An 18,519-nucleotide genomic window follows, 5' to 3' on the forward strand; every position below is an offset into this window, starting at 1 on the left:
GTTTTTCGTCAGAGAAAATCTCAGAGGTTCGACATATGGACATGTCTGCCGCGGACATCAAACGTGCAGCGATCACGGAAGCTCGCTCACAACCGCACCCCCATTCCGTCAGTTCCGGTCAGGAACTGAATGGCTCCGAAATCCTGGTTCAGAGTCTTCAGGCCGAAGGCGTGAAGTTCCTCTGGGGTTATCCAGGCGGTGCCGTCCTCTACATCTACGACGCGCTCTACAAGCAAGACGCCATCCAGCACGTGCTGGTCCGTCATGAGCAAGCCGCCGTTCACGCCGCCGACGGCTACGCCCGCGCGACCGGCGAAGTCGGCGTCGCACTGGTGACCTCGGGTCCTGGCGTCACGAATGCCATCACCGGCATCGCGACCGCCTACATGGACTCGATCCCGATGGTCATCATCACGGGTCAGGTCCCCACGCCGGCGATCGGCCTGGATGCTTTCCAGGAGTGCGACACCGTCGGCATCACCCGCCCCATCGTCAAGCACAACTTCCTGGTCAAGGACGTGCGCGACCTCGCGAGCACGCTGAAGAAGGCCTTCCACATCGCGCGTACCGGCCGCCCCGGCCCGGTCGTCGTCGACATTCCGAAGGACGTCTCGCTCAATCGCACCGCGTTCCAGTATCCGGAACGCGTGGAGATGCGCTCCTACAACCCGGTGAAGAAGGGCCACAGCGGGCAGATCCGCAAGGCGGTCCAGTTGCTGATGGGCGCCAAGCGTCCCTACATCTACACCGGCGGCGGCGTCATCCTGGGCGAGGCCACGGCTGAACTGCGCCAGCTGGTCGACTTGCTCGGCTACCCCTGCACCAACACGCTGATGGGTCTGGGCGCGATGCCCGGCACCGATCCGCGTTTCCTGGGCATGCTGGGCATGCACGGCACCTACGAAGCCAACATGACCATGCAGCACTGCGACGTGCTGCTGGCCGTGGGCGCGCGCTTCGACGACCGGGTGATCGGCAACCCCAAGCACTTCTCGTCGGTGGATCGCAAGATCATCCACATCGACATCGACCCCTCATCGATCTCCAAGCGCGTGCGCGTGGACATCCCGATCGTGGGCGACGTCAAGGACGTGCTGCAGGAGCTGATCGCCCAGATCAGGGAAGCCCAGGCTCGGCCTGACGCGGACTCGATCAACGCCTGGTGGAGCCAGATCAACGACTGGCGCAAGCGCGACTGCCTGGCCTACAAGCAGTCCAATGAGGTCATCAAGCCGCAGTTCGTGCTGGAGACCCTCTGGAACCTGACCCGCGGCCGCGACGCCTACTTCACGTCGGACGTCGGCCAGCATCAGATGTGGGCCGCGCAGTTCCTGCGCTTCGACGAGCCGCGTCGCTGGATCAATTCCGGCGGCCTGGGCACGATGGGCGTGGGACTGCCCTACGCGATGGGCATCAAGCTGGCGAAGCCGGACGCGGATGTGTTCTGCGTCACCGGCGAGGGCAGCATCCAGATGAACATCCAGGAGCTGTCCACCTGTCAGCAGTACAAGACGCCTGTGAAGGTGGTCTCGCTGAACAACCGCTACCTGGGCATGGTGCGGCAGTGGCAGGAGCTGGATTACGGCAAGCGCTACTCGCACAGCTACATGGATGCGCTGCCGGACTTCGTCAAGCTGGCCGAGGCCTACGGGCACGTGGGCCTGCTGGTGGAGAAGCCGTCGGACGTGGAGCCCGCGCTGCGCGAGGCGATGCGTCTGAAGGATCGCACCGTGTTCCTGGACGTGCGCACCGATCCGACCGAGAACGTCTGGCCCATGGTCCAGGCGGGCAAGGGCATCTCGGAAATGCTGCTGGGGTCGGAGGACCTCTGAGGAGGCTGACGGCTGGAAGCCGCCAGGCGCGACGCGCGTTACCGCGCGCGCCGTGACCGGCGGCGGAAGGCCTGAGGCGCTCGGAGCGATCCGGCCCATTCCCATCGATCGAAGAGCGTGGCCAAGGGCCGTCCGGTTACCGCCGGCGGTCTGAAGAGCGCGAAGGACGAGACTTCATGAAACACATCATCGCTTTGCTCATCGAGAACGAGCCGGGCGCGCTGTCGCGCGTCGTGGCCTTGTTCTCCGCCCGGGGCTACAACATCGAGAGCCTGACCGTGGCGCCGACCGAGGACGCCTCGCTGTCGCGCATGACCATCGTGACCAGCGGCAGCGACGACGTGATCGAGCAGATCACCAAGCACCTGAACCGGCTGATCGAGGTGGTCAAGGTCGTGGACCTGACCGAGGGCCGCTACATCGAGCGCGAGCTCATGCTCATCAAGGTCCGCGCCGTCGGCAAGGAGCGCGAGGAGCTCAAGCGCACCGCCGATATCTTCCGCGGCCACGTGATCGACGTCACGGAGAAGACTTACACCATCGAGCTCACCGGTGATGCCGGCAAGCTCGACGCCTTCATCGACGCGATCGACCGCGGCGCCATCCTCGAGACGGTGCGCACCGGCACCAGCGGCATCGGCCGCGGCGAGCGCATCCTGCGTGTCTGACCACGACCGCTTCCGCCACTCCCAGGCTTCATCGAATCACTGAACACCGGATCGCCGTCTGGCATCCCGCAGCGACGGTCCGTCACCCAACCCCACTGCCAACGGCACTGTTTTCCCCGGAGAGACCATCATGAACGTGTACTACGACAAGGACGCCGACCTCAGCCTGATCAAGGGCAAGAACGTCGCCATCATCGGCTACGGCTCGCAAGGCCATGCCCATGCCCAGAACCTGAACGACAGCGGCGTGAAGGTCACCGTGGGTCTGCGCCGCGGCGGCGCGTCCTGGGCCAAGGCCGAAGGCGCCGGCCTGAAGGTTGCCGAGATCGCCGAGGCGGTGAAGGCCGCCGATGTGGTCATGATCCTGCTGCCCGACGAGCAGATCGCCGACGTCTACAAGAAGGAAGTCGAGCCCAACATCAAGGCAGGCGCCTCCCTGGCGTTCGCTCACGGCTTCAACGTGCATTACGGCCAGGTGCAGCCGCGCGAGGATCTGGACGTGTGGATGGTCGCTCCCAAGGCTCCGGGCCACACGGTGCGCAGCACCTATCGCAATGGTGGTGGCGTGCCGCACCTGATCGCCGTCTACAAGGAGACCACCGGAAAGGCGCGCGACCTGGCCCTGAGCTACGCCTCGGCCAACGGCGGCGGCAAGGCCGGCATCATCCAGACCTCGTTCCGCGAAGAGACCGAGACCGACCTGTTCGGCGAGCAGGCCGTGCTGTGCGGCGGCGCCGTCGAGCTGATCAAGGCCGGTTTCGAGACGCTGACCGAAGCCGGTTACGCGCCCGAGATGGCTTACTTCGAGTGCTTGCACGAACTCAAGCTGATCGTCGATCTGATCTATGAGGGCGGCATCGGCAACATGAACTACTCGATCTCCAACAACGCGGAGTACGGCGAGTACGTGACCGGCCCGCGCGTGGTGACCGAGGCGACCAAGGACGCGATGCGCCAGTGCCTGAAGGACATCCAGACCGGCGAGTACGCCAAGTCCTTCATCCTGGAGAACAAGGCCGGCGCGCCGACCCTGATCAGCCGCCGCCGCTTGACCGCCGAACACCCGATCGAGCAGGTTGGCGCGCAGCTGCGCAACATGATGCCCTGGATCAAGGCCAACAAGCTGGTCGACAAGTCCAAGAACTGATCGCCGCAGATCGCGTCGGATCAGTCCTGAAGGCCGCGCGGGTCGCCCCGCGCGGCCTTTTCCGTTGGCGTCGTAAGGTATCCTTCGCGCCCATGAATTCGACCCAGAACAAGAACGTGGACCTGCTCGACGAGGACGAGGCCGACGTCCTCGACGCCCCGCAGCGCCCACGCCACAAGGGCATTTACCTGCTGCCCAACCTCTTCACGCTGGCCGCGCTGTTCAGCGGTTTCTATGCCGTGGTGATGGGCATCAGCGGCCGTTTCGAGCAGTCCGTCTACGGCATCTTCGCGGCCATGGTGCTGGACAGCCTGGACGGGCGCGTCGCTCGCATGACCAACACGCAGAGCACCTTCGGCGAGCAGATGGACTCGCTGTCGGACATGGTCTCCTTCGGCGCGGCGCCGGCGCTGATCATGTATTCGTGGGCGCTGCAGGGGCTGGGCAAGTGGGGCTGGTTCGCGGCCTTCGTCTATGTCGCGGGCGCGGCGCTGCGGCTGGCGCGCTTCAACACCAACATCGGCGTGGTCGACCGCCGCTTCTTCCAGGGCGTGCCCAGCCCGGCCGCCGCCGCGCTGGTGATGAGCCTGATCTGGGCCCTGGACAGCGCCGGCTACAAGGACATCCATCGCGATCCCGCGCTCGCCTGGCTGGCTTTCGGCTTCACGCTGTATGCGGGCCTGACGATGGTGACCAACGCGCCGTTCTACAGCTTCAAGGACATCACCTTCAAGCGCTCGGTCCCGTTCATCGTGCTGGTCGTGATCATGCTGGCGATCGCCGCGATCAACATCGATCCGCCGCGGGTGCTGTTCGGCGTGTTCTGCGTCTACGGGCTGTCAGGCTATGTCGTCTACGCGGTGCGCCGCGCCAAGGGCAAGCCGGCGAGCGTGATCGCCATGTCCACCGACGAGCCCGATGAAGCCGGCCTTCACCGATAGCGAACGCTGAGCGCGCGGCGTGTCGCTCACCGGCGTTGACGCGCGCGGCGCCGGACTCTTATATTCAGTCCCCATGACGTTTCTGACCGCCACCGCGCTGCTACTACTAGGCGACCTTCGGGTTCGCTGATTTGCGCACGTCCGTCAGACACACGACGTTCTTCCAGATCCAACGGCCCGATTGCAACTCGCAGCGGGCCGTTCGTCATTTGGAGTCTGCGAGTTGCGCCCTGAACCCACCAGGAACGCTCTCATGCTCAAGCACCCGCAGACCAAGTACCGCGCCTTCGCTCCCATCGCCCTCCCGGACCGCAGCTGGCCCGACGCGCAGATCACGAAGGCGCCGCTGTGGCTGAGCACCGACCTGCGTGACGGCAACCAGGCGCTGATCGAGCCCATGGACGCCGAGCGCAAGCTGCGCATGTTCCAGATGCTGGTGAAGATCGGCTTCAAGGAGATCGAGGTCGGCTTCCCTTCCGCGTCGCAGACCGATTTCGACTTCGTCCGTCAGCTGATCGAGGAAGGCCACATCCCCGACGACGTCACCATCCAGGTCTTGACGCAGGCGCGCCAGCCGCTGATCGAGCGCACCTTCGAATCCCTGATCGGCGCCAAGCGCGTGATCGTCCACCTCTACAACGCGGTCGCGCCGGTGATGCGCCGCGTCGTGCTGAACATGAGCGAGGACGAGATCGTCGACCTGGCCGTGACGCACACCACGATGATCCGGGAGATGGCCGATCGCCAAGCCGCCGAAACCGGTACGGACTTCCGCTTCGAGTACTCGCCGGAGATGTTCTCGGGCACCGAGCTGAGCTTCTCCAAGCGCGTCGTCGACGCCGTCACCGCCGCCTGGGGAGCGACGCCGGAGCGCCAGATCATCATCAACCTGCCGACCACGGTCGAGCACTCCACGCCCAACATCTACGCCGACATGATCGAGTGGATGGGCCGCCACATCGAGCGCCGCGACAGCGTGATCCTCTCGGTCCATCCGCACAACGACCGCGGCACCGGCACGGCCGCCGCGGAGCTCGCGCTGATGGCCGGCGCCGATCGCGTCGAAGGCTGCCTGTTCGGCAACGGCGAACGCACCGGCAATCTGGACCTGGTCAACGTCGCGCTGAACCTCTACACGCAGGGCGTGCATCCGGCGCTGGACTTCTCCGACATCGACGAGATCCGCCGCTGCGTCGAGCACTGCAACCAGATCGCTGTTCATCCGCGCCATCCGTATGTGGGCGAGCTGGTCTACACCTCGTTCTCGGGTTCGCACCAGGATGCGATCAAGAAGGCCTTCGCCGCGCGCAAGGACGGCGACATCTGGGAGATCCCCTATCTGCCGATCGACCCCAAGGATCTGGGCCGCAGCTACGAGGCGGTGATCCGCGTCAACAGCCAGTCGGGCAAGGGCGGCATCTCCTACCTGCTCGAGGCCGAATACGGCATCGAGCTGCCGCGCCGCCTGCAGATCGAGTTCAGCCAGATCGTGCAAGGCGTGATGGACACGACCGGCAAGGAATTGGGCGCGGCCGACATCTGGCAGATCTTCGACCGCGAGTACGGCGTCAAGCAGGCGCCCGCGATGACGCCGCAGATCGATACCGCCGAGGACGGCCAGACCCGCGTGCAGACGCAAGCCGACCTGTGCGTGCGCATGGTCCGCATCGACGGCTCGGGCAAGGGGCCGATCGACGCCTTCGTCGAGGGTCTGAACAAGCTGCTCAAGACGCAGGTCCGCGTGCTGGACTATCACGAGCACGCGCTGGGCAGCGGCGCCGACGCGCAAGCGGTGGCCTACCTGGAGCTGCGCGTGGGCGAGGCCACGCTCTTTGGTGTCGGCATGGACGGCAACATCGCGTCGGCCTCGCTGAAGGCGATCGTGTCCGGCCTGCGCCGCGCGGCGCAGCGCGGCGTGCTCAAGCTTGCCGACCGCGTCGCCGCCTGATCGGCGACCTACACTCGACCATCGCCCGCCCCGGGACCGCGCCCGCGCCGCATCGCGTCACGTCACGTCACGTCACGTCGATCGTGCATCGGGGTTCCGGCCCGCCACCGCAAGGAAGCCTTTCATGTCCGACCAGCTGATCATCTTCGACACCACCCTGCGCGACGGTGAGCAATCGCCCGGCGCGTCCATGACCAAGGACGAGAAGCTGCGCATCGCGCGCCAGCTGGAGCGCTTGAAGGTCGACGTGATCGAGGCCGGCTTCGCGGCGTCCAGCCAGGGCGACTTCGAGGCGGTGCGCGCGATCGCCGACGCGGTCAAGGACAGCACCGTCTGCTCGCTGGCTCGCGCGAACGACCGCGACATCGCGCGCGCGGCCGAGGCGCTCAAGGGCGCCTCGCGCTCGCGCATCCACACCTTCATCGCCACCAGCGAGCTCCACATGGAGAAGAAGCTGCGCATGAGCCGCGAGCAGGTGCTGGAGCAGGCCATCCAGGCGGTGCGCTTCGCCCGCAATCTGACGGATGACATCGAGTTCTCGCCCGAGGACGGCTACCGCTCCGATCCGGAGTTCCTGGCCCGCGTGGTCGAGGCGGTGATCCGCGAGGGCGCCCGCACCATCAACATCCCGGACACCGTCGGCTACGCGGTGCCGGAGCTCTACGGCCACTTCATCAAGACCTTGCGCGAGCGGGTGCCCAACTCGGATCAGGCGATCTGGAGCGTGCACTGCCACAACGACCTGGGCATGGCGGTGGCCAACTCGCTGGCCGGCGTGAAGATCGGCGGCGCCCGCCAGATCGAGTGCACCATCAACGGTCTGGGGGAGCGCGCCGGCAACTGTTCGCTCGAGGAGGTCGTAATGGCGGTGAAGACCCGCCGCGACTACTTCGGTCTGGACCTGCGCGTGGACCCCTCGCAGATCGTGCCGGCGTCCAAGATGGTCTCGCAGACGACCGGTTTCGTGGTTCAGCCCAACAAGGCGGTGGTCGGGGCCAACGCCTTCGCGCACGCGTCCGGCATCCACCAGGACGGCGTGCTCAAGGCCCGCGACACCTACGAGATCATGCGCGCCGAGGATGTGGGCTGGAGCGCCAACAAGATCGTGCTGGGCAAACTCTCCGGTCGCAACGCTTTCAAGCAGCGGCTGCAGGAGCTGGGCATCCAGCTGGACTCCGAAGCCGAGATCAACGCGGCCTTCATCCGCTTCAAGGACCTGGCCGACCGCAAGGCCGAGATCTTCGACGAGGACATCATCGCGCTGGTGATGGACGAATCGGTCGCCCAGGAGCCGGATCACTTCCGGCTGGTGGCGCTGGCGCAGCGCTCCGAGATGGGCGAGCGGCCACAGGCGCAGGTGGTCTTCGCGGCCGGCGAGGACGAACATCGCACCGAGAGCGATGGCAACGGGCCGGTGGATGCGGTGCTCAAGGCCATCGAGAGCAAGGTCCAAAGTGGGGCCGAAATGCTGCTGTATTCGGTCAGCGCGATCACCGGCGGAAGCACAGAATCCCAGGGTGAAGTCACGGTGCGCTTGCAGCATGCCGGTCGCGTGGTGAACGGCGTGGGGGCAGACCCCGATATCGTCGTTGCCTCGGCCAAAGCATATTTGAGCGCTCTGAACAAGCTGCGGAGCAAGACGGAACGGGTGGCGGCGCAAGGTTGACAGGGTGTCCGGCAAAGGTCGCTGAACTGCGTCGGATGCACGGATCGGCCCACTTTAAGAGAGTGTGCCAAGTCCTTGATCTTGCCGGGCTTTCCGTGATCCCCTACACTCGCGTCCACTTCCTGGGGACTGGATTGAAGACCATTGCGACATTGCTGTCTGGTGCCGCGCTCAGCGGCGTCATGTTGCTGACGGGTTTGACCGCCAGTCTCGCGCCGGTGCAAGCCGCGCAGGCGGCCACCACGTCGTCCTCCAACAAGGCGAAAGCCAAGACCACCGCACGCAAGGCCAAACCGGCCCCGCGCTCGCCGCGGAAAGTCGCGGCGCGCGCCGCCGTGCGCGAGGTCATTCCGGCCAAGCCCTCGTTCGGCCAGATGTACGGCCTGCATGACACCGAGGATCCGTTGGACCTGAAGTCCAGCGTCGCCTACGTCGTCGACCAGGACACGAACGAAGTCCTCTTCTCGAAGAACCCGTCCGCCGTGCTTCCGATCGCGTCGATCACGAAGCTGATGACGGCGCTGCTGGTGGTCGAGGCCAACCAGTCGATGGACGAGAAGCTGACCATCTCCGACGACGACAAGGACACCGAGAAATTCACCGGCTCGCGTCTGGCGGTCGGCACCACGCTGACGCGCGGCGAGCTGCTGCACCTGGCGCTGATGTCCTCCGAGAACCGCGCCGCGCATGCGCTGGGTCGCAGCTATCCGGGCGGCCTGGAGGCCTTCGTCGCCGCGATGAACGCCAAGGCCCGTCTGCTGGGCATGAACGACACCCACTACGTCGAGCCCACGGGGCTGTCCAGCCGCAACCAGTCCAGCGCCAGCGATCTGGCCAAGCTGGTGAAGGTGGCGCACAGCTTCCCGCTGCTGCGCGAGCTGTCGACCTCGCCCGAGTACACGGTCGAGTTGGGCCGTCGCATGGTGCGTTTCGGCACGACCAACGGCCTGGTCCGCAAGAGCGACTGGGACATCGGTCTGCAGAAGACGGGCTTCATCAACGAAGCGGGTCAATGCCTGGTGATGCAGGCGCAGCTCGCCGGTCGCAAGCTGATCATGGTGTTCCTGGATTCGGCCGGGAAGTACTCGCGCATCGGCGACGCCGAGCGCGTGCGCAAGTGGCTGACCGGGACGACCTCGCCGCTGGCGGGCGCCACGGCCACCGCGGTCAGTCTGACCCCGGCGATCACCGCAAAGTAAGAGAGCGCCCCGGCGTTCGAATCAACGGGCCTTCGGGCCCGTTGTCGTTTCCGCTCCGATGCCCGATGCCCGATGCCCGATGCCCGATGTCCGCGAGGATCTCGGTGGTGAAGGAAGCCTGCGGTGCCTGAGCCCCTCAGAGCGAATGCGGAAGGGGCGGGTGTGACGAGCGAACGCGAGGAATGCCCGTTCCTGGAGCGCCTGAGCGGCGAGGGGTTCAGGCACGGCGGGCTGACTGCTCGGTCGTTGCAGGGGAGGGCTGTCAGCCCCTGAACCCGAGCGCCGCCGAGATCCGCGTGGCGGTTTCCTTGAGTCGGGGCAGCCAGCCTTCCTCGAGCCGATCGGCGGGTGCCGAGATCGACAGCCCCGCGACCAGCTTGCCCTGGTCGTCGTAAATGCCTGCTGCCATGCAGCGCACGCCGAGCTCCAATTCCTCATCGTCCCGCGCCACCCCGCGCTGACGCACCAGCGCCATTTCGCGTTCGAGATGGGCGATGTCGGTCAGGCTGTTGCGGGTATGGCCCGAGAGCCCCGTCCGTGTCGCATAGGCGCGCACGCGCTGGGGATCGTCGCCCGCGAGGAAGAGCTTGCCGACCGACGTCAGGTGCAGCGGCGCCCGGCCGCCGACGGCGCGCACGACCTGCATGCCGCTGCGCTCGCTGTAGGTCCGCTCGATGTAGACGATCTCGTCGCCCTGGCGGACCGAGAGATTGACCGGCTGGTGGGTCAGCTTGTGGAGTTCGCGCATCGGGCCGATGGCGGCCTCGCGCACGTCCAGCCGCGCCTTGACCAGGTTGCCCAGTTCCAGCAGCCGCATGCCCAGCCGATAGCTGCCGGCCTCGGGCCGGTCGACGTAGCGGCCGAGCGCCAGGTCGTTGAGGATGCGGTGGGCGGTGGAGGGGTGGAGTCCGGTGGTTTCGCTGATGACCTTCAGCGATACGGGATCCTGATGCTGGGCCAGGACGTCCAGCAACGCGAACGTGCGCTCGAGGACCTGGATGGCGGGGGTCTGCAGCTCCTTGGACTTCATGGCGGACGATTGTGATGGATTTCTCTCGGGTTTTGCATGGCGAAACCGAGAGGGGGCTCTACCTGTCGCATTTGATCGTCAGCCGAGCGGAAATCGCCCGGCGATGCCCTCGAACGGGGCAGGCGCGCCTAGGCCTGCCGCATTGCGGAACGCGCCGCCGAGAAGCCGCTGCGCACGGCGCCTTCCAGCGTGGCCGGATACGGGCCGGCGAGGTAGTCCCCTGCGGCCCACAGCCCCGGCGCGATCGGCGCTTCGGGTCGGATCAGCCCGGGCGTGCAGGCAAAGGTGGCGCGTTTCTCACTGAGCACGCGCACGATGCGCGGCTCGCTGCGCCAGTCGAAGTGACGGCGCGCTTGGGCCAAGGCCGCCTCGCCGGTCGCTTCCAGGCCGCGCGCGATCCACGGCGCCGCGCCGCTGACCACCAGGCTGAAAAGACCTGGTTGATGGCCGAGCTGCCCGAGATCGAAAGCAAACTGCGCCGGCTCCGTGGCCGATTCGCGCAGAGCGACCATCGGGGCCGGCAGCGCGGAGCTGAGGCTCTCCAGGTAGATGGTCACGATGGGCTGGAACTCGAAGGCGCCGGAGACGGCGCTCCAGCGCGGCGCGAGGTCTCGCGTGAGCCGGGCCGCCTCGACGGAGCTCGCGGCGATCACGACCTGATCGAAGGGCTCGCCGTCGACGGACCATCCGCGGCCTTCGGCTTCCAGGCGCTGCACGCGTCGCGTGACGATGCGCGCGCCGCGGTCGAGCAGCCAGGCTCGCGCGGGCTCGGGCAACAGGGCGCTCAGACCCTGCCGCGGAAGCAGCAGGTCGGCGCTCCCCGGCCCGCTGAAGAGCGCATCCTTGAGCACGCGTAGGAAGACCTGCGCGCTCGCTTGCGTCGACGGGGTGTTGAGCGCCGCCACGCACAGCGGATCGATGAGGTCGTCACGCACCGGGCGGGGCAGGGCGGCGCAGAGCTCGGCGACCGTCAGATGGGGCGCGCAGCGGAAGCCGCGCAGCGTCCATCCGCTGCTGGCGGCAAGAAAGCGCAGCCGCTCGCGCAAGGACCAGGCCGAGCAGCCCAGCACGCCCCGCAGGAAGGCCAGCGTCGGCCGCCCGGGCGGCAGCGTCAGCGTCTCGCGCTCGGGATAGCGCAGCCGCAGCGGCATGCGCCGCAGCGCGGCCTCGGGGTCGACGCCCACGCGCCGCATCAGGGCGAGCGACTCGGTGTAGGCGCCGATCAGGATGTGCTGGCCGTTGTCCAGCGCGAGACCGGTGCGGCCATCGCTCGCGCCACCGTCCAGGCTGCGGGCTCGGCCGCCGAGCGCGGGTGCCATCTCCAGCAGCGTGACCGCAGCGCCCAGCGCGCTCGCCTCCACCGCCGTGGCGAGTCCCGCCCAGCCGCCGCCGATGACCGCCAGGCGCGTGCTCATGCGGCTCAGCGTCCGCGCCAGTTGGTCTTCATCGCGATCCAGAGTTTGCGCAGCGGCGTCAGCGAGATCCGCTGTTGCAGCACCTGGAACTGCTCGGACTCGATCTCCCGCAGCAGCGTGCGGTAGATGTTGGCCATCATCAGGCCCGGCTTCTGGGACTTGCGGTCGGCCTCGGGCAGCAGCGCGAAGGCCTCGTCGTAGAGCTGGTGCGCGCGCTCGGCCTGGAACTTCATCAGCGCGGTGAAGCGTTCGCTGTAACCCCAGGGCGCGTCGCGCTTGAGGATCTCGTTGGCCTTCACGTCGAAGCGCTGGAGCTCGCTGACCGGCAGATAGATGCGGCCGCGGCGTGCGTCGTCGCCCACGTCCCGGATGATGTTGGTCAGCTGCATCGCCTGGCCCAGCTTGTGGGCGTACTCGACGGTGCGGGGATCGCTGCGGCCGAAGATCCCCGAAGCAACCTCGCCGACCACGCCCGCCACGAGGTGGCAATAGCGCTGCAGACCGGCGAAGTCCAGATAGCGTGTCTGGTCCAGGTCCATCTGGCAGCCGTCGATCACCGCGAGCAGGTGCTCGGCGCGGATGTCGTAATCGGCCACGTGCGGCATCAGCGCCTTCATCGCCGGGTGCGCGGGCTGACCGTTGAAGGCGCTCATCACTTCCTTGCGCCACCAGGCCAGCTTGGTCGCGGCGACGCCGGGGTCGGAGACCTCGTCCACCACGTCGTCCACCTCGCGGCAGAACGCGTAGAACGCGGTGATCGCGGCGCGGCGCGGCGGCGGCAGGAACAGGAAGGCGTAATAGAAGCTGGAGCCGCTGGCCGCGGCCTTCTGCTGCACGTATTGCTCCGGCGTGGAGGCGGAGGACGTGGCGTCGGTGGTCTTGTCGGTCTTGGTGCTCATCGCGCCGTCCCCTCGCGGCGGGTGGTCATGGTCAGCGCCCGCCACAGCAGCGCGGGCGCGTCGAGCGCGCCCAGCGTCGGCCGTCGCAGCAGGGCGGCGTGGTGCATCGCGTCGAGTTTGTCGAGGATGCGAAGGCCGCCTTGTACCACCAGTCGCAGCTCCCAGCCGGCTCGGCCCGGGATGCGGTGAACCAGCGGGGCGCCCTCGGACATCAGCGCGCGGGCCCAGCCGCAAAGCTCCGCGATCAGCGCGCGCGCGGCCGGGCCGTCGCGCAGCGCCAGCAGATCGCTGCCTTCGATGCCGTGGCGACGGCGGTCTGTTTCCGGCGCATAGACGCGGCCGCGCGGTCCGTCGACCGTCATGTCTTGCCAGAAGTTGATCAGCTGCAGCGCGGAGCAGATCGCGTCCGACTGCCGCAGCGAGGCCGCGTCGGCGATCCCGTAGAGATGCAGCAGCAGCCGTCCCACCGGATTGGCCGAGCGGCGGCAGTAGTCGAGCAGCTCCTCGCGCGTCGCGTAATCGGTCTTGACCAGGTCCTGCTCGAAGGCATCCAGCAGGTCCTCAAGCAATGGCAGCGGCAGCCGGTGCGTGTCGATGGCGCGCGCCAGCGGCCCGAATACCGGCGCCCAGCGCGCGGAGGGCGTCCGGCCCGCGGCGGCGGCGCGCAGGTCGGCGCGGTAGTCGGCCAGGTCGCGCAGGCGTTGGGCGGCGTCGGCGTCGCCCTCGTCGGCGAGGTCGTCGGCCGTGCGCGCGAAGTGGTAGATCGCCACGATCGGGGGACGCAGCGCCGGCGGGCTCAGCCAGGAAGCGACAGGAAAGTTTTCGTAGTGCTCTATGCTCACGGCCGGCATTGTCCGCTGAGCGCGGCACCGGTCCGCCGAAGTCGGGACCCGTCCGCGCGCGGCCGTGCTTCCAGCCGTCTCGCTCGCTGTCCCCCAGGGCGGCGGCGACGTCCTCGGGGCCCGGGCCAGTCCCGCTCCGTCAACAAAGCAGTACCCCCGGTGAACCGTACGCCGTCGGTTTGACACGTTCGGACCCGCTGAATACATTACTGACCGGTCAGTCAGTTACTTCGGTGCCCGGCGTCCGGGTGCTTGCTCTTGTCGAGGTGGTTCATGCCCCAACGGTCTCTTGTGTCTCGGTCCGCTTTCTCCGCCGCGCGCGGATGGCGTCGCGCCCTGCTGGCGGCGACGGCGGCGACTTCGCTGCTCGTCTTGGCGGCTTGCGGCAAGCAGGAAGCGCCGCCCGAACCGGAACGCTACGTGCGCACGCAGGTGCTCGCGCCCCAATCGGCCGGCCTACAGCGCGAGTTCGCCGCCGAGGTGCGGGCCCGTGTCGAGTCGCGCCTGTCCTTCCGCGTCGCCGGCAAGATTCTGGAACGCCGCGTCGATCTGGGCTCGGTGGTCAAGCCGGGCCAGGCGCTGGCGCGGTTGGACAGTTCGGATCTGGTGCTGGCGCAGGAGGCTGCCAAGGCAGGTGTGCTGGCCGCCCGGGTCAACCGCGATCAGCTGGGCGCTGATTACAAGCGCTACATCGACCTGCACCGCCAGGGCTTCATCAGCGCGGCCGAGCTCGACCGCCGCGACGCCGCCTTCAAGGCCGCGCAGGCGCAGTTCGACCAGGCGCGCGCCCAGTCCGACGTGCAACGCAACCAGGCGCAGTACTCGACCCTGGTGGCCGACGTCGCCGGCGTGGTGACCGGCATCGACGCCGAGCCCGGCATGGTGGTGGCCGCCGGTACGCCGGTGCTGCGCGTGGCCAATGATGGTCCGCGCGATGTCGTGTTCTCCGTGTCCGAGGACCAGGTCGCCTTGGTGCGCGCCGCCGCGGCGCGCCCAGACGGTCTGAAGGTCCGCCTGTGGACCGACGCCAAGGCCGAACCGCTGCCGCTGAAGCTGCGCGAACTGGCCGCCGCCGCCGACCCGGTGACGCGCACTTTCCTGGTCAAGGCCGAGCTCAAGGACCAGAACGTCCACCTGGGCCAGACGGCGACGGTGATCCTCACCGGCGCGCCGTCCGACAACGCGATCAAGCTGCCGCTCAGCGCGGTGATGGAGTCGCAGGGCAAGAGCGCGGTGCTGCTGCTCGATCCCAAGACCATGACGGTCAACCCGAGGCCGGTCACCGTGGTCGGTGCCGAGGGCAACGAGCTGATCGTGCAAGGCCTGACCCCGGGCATGGAAGTCGTGACCGCGGGCGGCCATGTGCTGACGCCCGGCCAGAAGGTCAAGCGCTACCGTCCGCCGGGCACGCCGACGGCGGCGGCCGCGCCCGCGCCGCAAGCCTCCGCACAACGCTGAGCGCCGGGAGCCATCGATGAGCAACCCGAGCCGCGCCGGTTTCAACCTCTCGCGCTGGGCGCTGGAGCACGCCCCGCTGACACGCTACCTGATGGTGGTGCTGATGGTGCTGGGCTTCGCCGCCTACTTCCAGCTGGGCCAGGACGAAGATCCGCCGTTCACCTTCCGCGCGATGGTGGTGCAGGCCTATTGGCCGGGCGCCACGCCGCAGCAGATGGCCGAGCAGGTCACCGACAAGATTGAGCGCACCCTGCAGGAGGTGCCGCATGCCGACAAGATCCGCAGCTACACAAAGCCCGGCGAGTCGCTGACCATCTTCCAGGTCAAGGACAACACCGCGCCGGGCGAGGTGCCGCAGCTCTGGTACACCGTGCGCAAGAAGATCGGCGACCTCAAGGCCACGCTGCCGCAGGGCGTGCTGGGCCCGTTCTTCAACGACGAGTTCGGCGACGTTTACGGCTCGATCTTCGCGCTGTCCAGCGACGGGGGCTTCTCGCTCGAGGACCTGCGCCAGCAGGCCGAGGCGGTGCGCTCCGAGCTGCTGCGCGTGCCCGACGTGGCCAAGGTCGACCTGTTCGGGGTGCAGGCCGAGAAGCTCTTCGTCGAGATCTCGCAGAAGCGCTTGGCCGAACTGGGCCTGGACTTCAACCAGGTCATCTCGCAGCTGAACGCGCAGAACGCGGTGGAGAGCGCCGGCGTGATGGACGCCGGCAGCGCCAACGTGCAGATCCGTGTGGAGGGGCAGCTCAACTCCGTGCAGGCGCTGAGCGACTTCCCGATCCGCGGCATCAACTCAAGCACCGGCGCGGCCAGCAGCCTGCGTCTGGGCGACATCGCCAAGGTGCGCCGCGGCTACGTCGATCCGGCCGCGACCATGGTCCGCTTCAATGGCAAGCAGGTCGTGGCGCTGGGCGTGTCCATGGGCAAGGGCGGCGACATCATCGCGCTGGGCAAAACGCTGCAGACCACGGTCAAGCGGCTGCAGCAGCAACTGCCGGCCGGCATCACGCTGCAGCAGATCCAGGATCAGCCCTCGGCGGTGAAGACCTCGGTGGGCGAGTTCGTGCACGTCCTGATCGAGGCGGTGGTCGTGGTGCTGGGCGTGAGCTTCATCGCGCTGGGCCTGCACTTCAAGCCGCTGCGCATCGACGTGTGGCCGGGCTTGGTCGTGGGCATCACGATTCCGCTGGTGCTGGCAATCACCTTCGTGGTCATGCTCTACGCGGGCGTGGGACTGCACAAGATCTCGCTGGGCTCGCTGATCATCGCGCTGGGCTTGCTCGTCGACGACGCGATCATCGCCGTCGAAATGATGGTGCGTAAGCTCGAAGAGGGCTACGACAAGATGCACGCGGCCACCTACGCCTACGACGTGACCGCCAAGCCCATGCTGACGGGCACGCTGATCACCGCGGTGGGCTTCCTGCCCATCGGTCTGGCCAAGTCCACCGTCGGCGAATACACCTTCGCCATCTTCGCGGTGACGGCGGCGGCGCTGGTGATCTCCTGGGTGGTGTCGGTCTACTTCGTCCCCTACCTGGGCGCGTTGCTGCTCAAGACCCGCGCCGGACATGAGGGCGAGGCCCACGAGGTCTTCGACACGCCGTTCTACAACCGCTTCCGCCGTTGGGTCGCGTGGTGCGTCTACCACCGCTGGAAGACCATCGGCCTGACGATCCTCGTGTTCGTGCTGGGTCTGGCCGGCATGGGCAAGGTGCAGCAGCAGTTCTTCCCGGACTCGAGCCGCCCGGAGATCCTGGTCGACCTGTGGCTGCCCGAGGGCTCGACCATCGAGCAGAGCAATGTCGTGGCCAAGCGCTTCGAGGCCCGCATGGCCAAGGAGCCGCTGGTGGGCAGCATCGCGACCTGGGTGGGCTCGGGCGTGCCGCGCTTCTACCTGCCGCTGGACCAGATCCTGCCCAACACCAACGTCAGCCAGGCCATCATCCTGCCCAAGACGCCAGCCGATCGCGAGACGCTGCGCCGCCAGCTGCCCAAGATCCTGGCGGAGGAGTTCTCCGAGGTCCGCGGCCGCGTGAAGCTGCTGCCCAACGGCCCACCGGTGCCGTATCCGGTGCAGTTCCGCATCGCCGGCGACGATCCCGCGCAGTTGCGCCTGTACGCCGACCGGGCCAAGGAGTTGATGCGCGCCAATCCCAACATGGTGGGCGTCAACGACAACTGGAACGAGGCCATCAAGGTCCTGCGCCTGCAGGTCGACCAGGACAAGGCGCGCGCGCTGGGCGTCACCAGCCAGAGCATCGCGCAGGCCGCGCGCATCCTGGTCACGGGCGCGCCGGTGTCGCAGTACCGCGAGGCCGATCGTCTGATCGACATCGTGCTGCGCCAGCCCGCGTCCGAGCGCGACACGCTGTCCGAGCTGGCGAATGCCTATGTGCAGACCGCCTCGGGCCGCTCGGTGCCGCTGACGCAGATCGCCAAGCCCCAGTTCACCTGGGAGCCCGGCGTGATGCACCGCGAGAGCCGCCAGTTCGCGATCACCGTGCAGGGCGACGTCATCGAAGGCCTGCAGGGCGCGACGGTGACCTATCAGCTGTGGCCCAAGCTCGAGGCCATGCAGAAGGAGATGCCGCCGGGCTACTCCATCACCATCGCCGGCGCGGTGGAGGAGAGTAGCAAGGGCCAGGGTTCGATCGCGGCGGGCGTGCCCATCATGCTGTTCGTGACCTTCACGCTGCTGATGCTGCAGCTGCACAGCTTCTCGCGGGCGATGCTGGCCTTCCTGACCGGCTTCCTGGGCATCGCGGGCGTGTCCGCGGCGCTGCTGCTGCTGAACCGGCCCTTCGGCTTCGTCGCGCTGCTGGGCGTGATCGCGTTGATGGGGATGATCCAGCGCAACTCGGTGATCCTGATCGATCAGATCGAGCAGGACCGCTCGCGCGGCGTCCCGGCGGCGCAGGCCATCGTCGAGTCGGCGGTGCGGCGGCTGCGGCCGATCGCGCTGACCGCGGCGGCGGCGGTGCTGGCCATGGTGCCGCTGTCGCGCAGCGTGTTCTGGGGCCCGATGGCCGTGGCCATCATGGGCGGCCTGATCGTGGCCACCGTGCTCACGCTGCTGGCGCTGCCGGCGATGTACGCGGCCTGGTTCCGCGTCGACCGCGACAAGACCGCCGGCATCGTGCCGACGGCGCATTGAGCCGCCGGCCGGGCGGCTCTTTGATCGGCCTGTCCGCGGGCTGAAACGGCAGGGGTTTCTCCCGCCCGAGAGGGGGCGGAGAAACCCCTCATTCCTTGGCTACAATCGCCGGTTTCCCGGATCGCGGGACTTTGCTCTCCGGAGCGGTCCGCAAGTCTGAATCCATACCAAGGGGACGACGGTCGCGCTGCGCTGCAGCGCGGGGCGACGTTCTCAGTTCACCCGGCGCGGGTGGCGAAATTGGTAGACGCACCAGGTTTAGGTCCTGACGCCTTCACGGGCGTGCCGGTTCGAGTCCGGCCCCGCGCACCACACTC

13 protein-coding genes and 1 tRNA gene are annotated in these 18,519 nt (G+C 67.6%); 10 read left to right on the plus strand and 4 right to left on the minus strand.

Features of this window, described 5'->3' with window-relative positions:
• Positions 1 to 35: 35 nt before the first annotated feature.
• The 7 genes from ABDW59_RS05665 to pbpG all read left to right on the plus strand — a co-directional run bounded on the left by ABDW59_RS05665 (position 36) and on the right by pbpG (position 9,401).
• Complete coding sequence (locus ABDW59_RS05665) at positions 36 to 1,832, plus strand: acetolactate synthase 3 catalytic subunit (protein WP_343628549.1); 1,797 nt, start codon at positions 36 to 38, stop codon at positions 1,830 to 1,832.
• Positions 1,833 to 2,008: 176 nt separating this feature from the next.
• On the plus strand, positions 2,009 to 2,500 hold the full coding sequence (gene ilvN / locus ABDW59_RS05670) for an acetolactate synthase small subunit (RefSeq protein ID WP_067062374.1): 492 nt from the start codon (positions 2,009 to 2,011) through the stop codon (positions 2,498 to 2,500).
• A 130-nt stretch (positions 2,501 to 2,630) separates the two neighbouring features.
• Positions 2,631 to 3,647 carry a ketol-acid reductoisomerase gene (gene ilvC, locus ABDW59_RS05675; RefSeq protein ID WP_343628553.1) on the plus strand — a complete coding sequence of 339 codons (1,017 nt, stop codon included), beginning with the start codon at positions 2,631 to 2,633 and terminating at the stop codon, positions 3,645 to 3,647.
• A 92-nt stretch (positions 3,648 to 3,739) separates the two neighbouring features.
• Positions 3,740 to 4,588 carry a CDP-diacylglycerol--serine O-phosphatidyltransferase gene (pssA, locus tag ABDW59_RS05680; RefSeq protein WP_343628554.1) on the plus strand — a complete coding sequence of 283 codons (849 nt, stop codon included), beginning with the start codon at positions 3,740 to 3,742 and terminating at the stop codon, positions 4,586 to 4,588.
• A 253-nt stretch (positions 4,589 to 4,841) separates the two neighbouring features.
• A complete protein-coding gene (gene leuA, locus ABDW59_RS05685) occupies positions 4,842 to 6,536 on the plus strand; it encodes a 2-isopropylmalate synthase (protein WP_343628555.1) in 1,695 nt (564 codons plus the stop codon).
• Positions 6,537 to 6,660: 124 nt separating this feature from the next.
• Entirely contained in the window at positions 6,661 to 8,202 is a 1,542-nt protein-coding gene (locus ABDW59_RS05690; RefSeq protein ID WP_343628557.1) for a 2-isopropylmalate synthase, read from the plus strand.
• Between the two features lie 182 nt (positions 8,203 to 8,384).
• A complete protein-coding gene (pbpG, locus tag ABDW59_RS05695) occupies positions 8,385 to 9,401 on the plus strand; it encodes a D-alanyl-D-alanine endopeptidase (RefSeq protein WP_343628687.1) in 1,017 nt (338 codons plus the stop codon).
• A 262-nt stretch (positions 9,402 to 9,663) separates the two neighbouring features.
• Here the strand turns inward: pbpG and ABDW59_RS05700 are convergent, their stop codons facing one another.
• The 4 genes from ABDW59_RS05700 to hpnC all read right to left on the minus strand — a co-directional run bounded on the left by ABDW59_RS05700 (position 9,664) and on the right by hpnC (position 13,596).
• Positions 9,664 to 10,431, minus strand: coding sequence for an IclR family transcriptional regulator (locus ABDW59_RS05700; RefSeq protein ID WP_343628559.1), 768 nt, complete (start codon positions 10,429 to 10,431; stop codon positions 9,664 to 9,666).
• Positions 10,432 to 10,559: 128 nt separating this feature from the next.
• Complete coding sequence (hpnE, locus tag ABDW59_RS05705) at positions 10,560 to 11,846, minus strand: hydroxysqualene dehydroxylase HpnE (RefSeq protein WP_343628560.1); 1,287 nt, start codon at positions 11,844 to 11,846, stop codon at positions 10,560 to 10,562.
• A 5-nt stretch (positions 11,847 to 11,851) separates the two neighbouring features.
• The gene (gene hpnD, locus ABDW59_RS05710; protein ID WP_343628562.1) at positions 11,852 to 12,745 is read right to left on the minus strand and encodes a presqualene diphosphate synthase HpnD; all 894 of its coding nucleotides are present in this window, start codon (positions 12,743 to 12,745) and stop codon (positions 11,852 to 11,854) included.
• The gene (gene hpnC / locus ABDW59_RS05715; protein ID WP_343628563.1) at positions 12,742 to 13,596 is read right to left on the minus strand and encodes a squalene synthase HpnC; all 855 of its coding nucleotides are present in this window, start codon (positions 13,594 to 13,596) and stop codon (positions 12,742 to 12,744) included. Before hpnC ends, hpnD begins: the two co-directional genes overlap by 4 nt.
• Before the next feature lie 264 nt (positions 13,597 to 13,860).
• Between hpnC and ABDW59_RS05720 the strand changes: the two genes are divergently transcribed.
• The 3 genes from ABDW59_RS05720 (at position 13,861) to ABDW59_RS05730 (ending at position 18,514) form a co-directional block, all read left to right on the plus strand.
• Entirely contained in the window at positions 13,861 to 15,045 is a 1,185-nt protein-coding gene (locus ABDW59_RS05720) for an efflux RND transporter periplasmic adaptor subunit (RefSeq protein ID WP_343628564.1), read from the plus strand.
• Between the two features lie 16 nt (positions 15,046 to 15,061).
• Entirely contained in the window at positions 15,062 to 18,202 is a 3,141-nt protein-coding gene (locus ABDW59_RS05725) for an efflux RND transporter permease subunit (protein WP_343628565.1), read from the plus strand.
• 225 nt (positions 18,203 to 18,427) lie between these two features.
• Positions 18,428 to 18,514 (plus strand) — tRNA-Leu (locus tag ABDW59_RS05730).
• Positions 18,515 to 18,519 lie beyond the last annotated feature (5 nt).

Source organism: Roseateles sp. (genome assembly GCF_039595295.1).
Lineage (GTDB): Bacteria > Pseudomonadota > Gammaproteobacteria > Burkholderiales > Burkholderiaceae_C > Roseateles.

Bases quoted from the DNA above. Each gene is read 5' to 3' on its own strand.
- ABDW59_RS05665 (WP_343628549.1), top strand. From the start codon at position 36: ATGGACATGTCTGCCGCGGACATCAAACGTGCAGCGATCACGGAAGCT.
- ilvN (WP_067062374.1), top strand. From the start codon at position 2,009: ATGAAACACATCATCGCTTTGCTCATCGAGAACGAGCCGGGCGCGCTG.
- ilvC (WP_343628553.1), top strand. From the start codon at position 2,631: ATGAACGTGTACTACGACAAGGACGCCGACCTCAGCCTGATCAAGGGC.
- pssA (WP_343628554.1), top strand. From the start codon at position 3,740: ATGAATTCGACCCAGAACAAGAACGTGGACCTGCTCGACGAGGACGAG.
- leuA (WP_343628555.1), top strand. From the start codon at position 4,842: ATGCTCAAGCACCCGCAGACCAAGTACCGCGCCTTCGCTCCCATCGCC.
- ABDW59_RS05690 (WP_343628557.1), top strand. From the start codon at position 6,661: ATGTCCGACCAGCTGATCATCTTCGACACCACCCTGCGCGACGGTGAG.
- pbpG (WP_343628687.1), top strand. From the start codon at position 8,385: ATGTTGCTGACGGGTTTGACCGCCAGTCTCGCGCCGGTGCAAGCCGCG.
- ABDW59_RS05700 (WP_343628559.1), bottom strand. From the start codon at position 10,431: ATGAAGTCCAAGGAGCTGCAGACCCCCGCCATCCAGGTCCTCGAGCGC.
- hpnE (WP_343628560.1), bottom strand. From the start codon at position 11,846: ATGAGCACGCGCCTGGCGGTCATCGGCGGCGGCTGGGCGGGACTCGCC.
- hpnD (WP_343628562.1), bottom strand. From the start codon at position 12,745: ATGAGCACCAAGACCGACAAGACCACCGACGCCACGTCCTCCGCCTCC.
- hpnC (WP_343628563.1), bottom strand. From the start codon at position 13,596: ATGCCGGCCGTGAGCATAGAGCACTACGAAAACTTTCCTGTCGCTTCC.
- ABDW59_RS05720 (WP_343628564.1), top strand. From the start codon at position 13,861: ATGCCCCAACGGTCTCTTGTGTCTCGGTCCGCTTTCTCCGCCGCGCGC.
- ABDW59_RS05725 (WP_343628565.1), top strand. From the start codon at position 15,062: ATGAGCAACCCGAGCCGCGCCGGTTTCAACCTCTCGCGCTGGGCGCTG.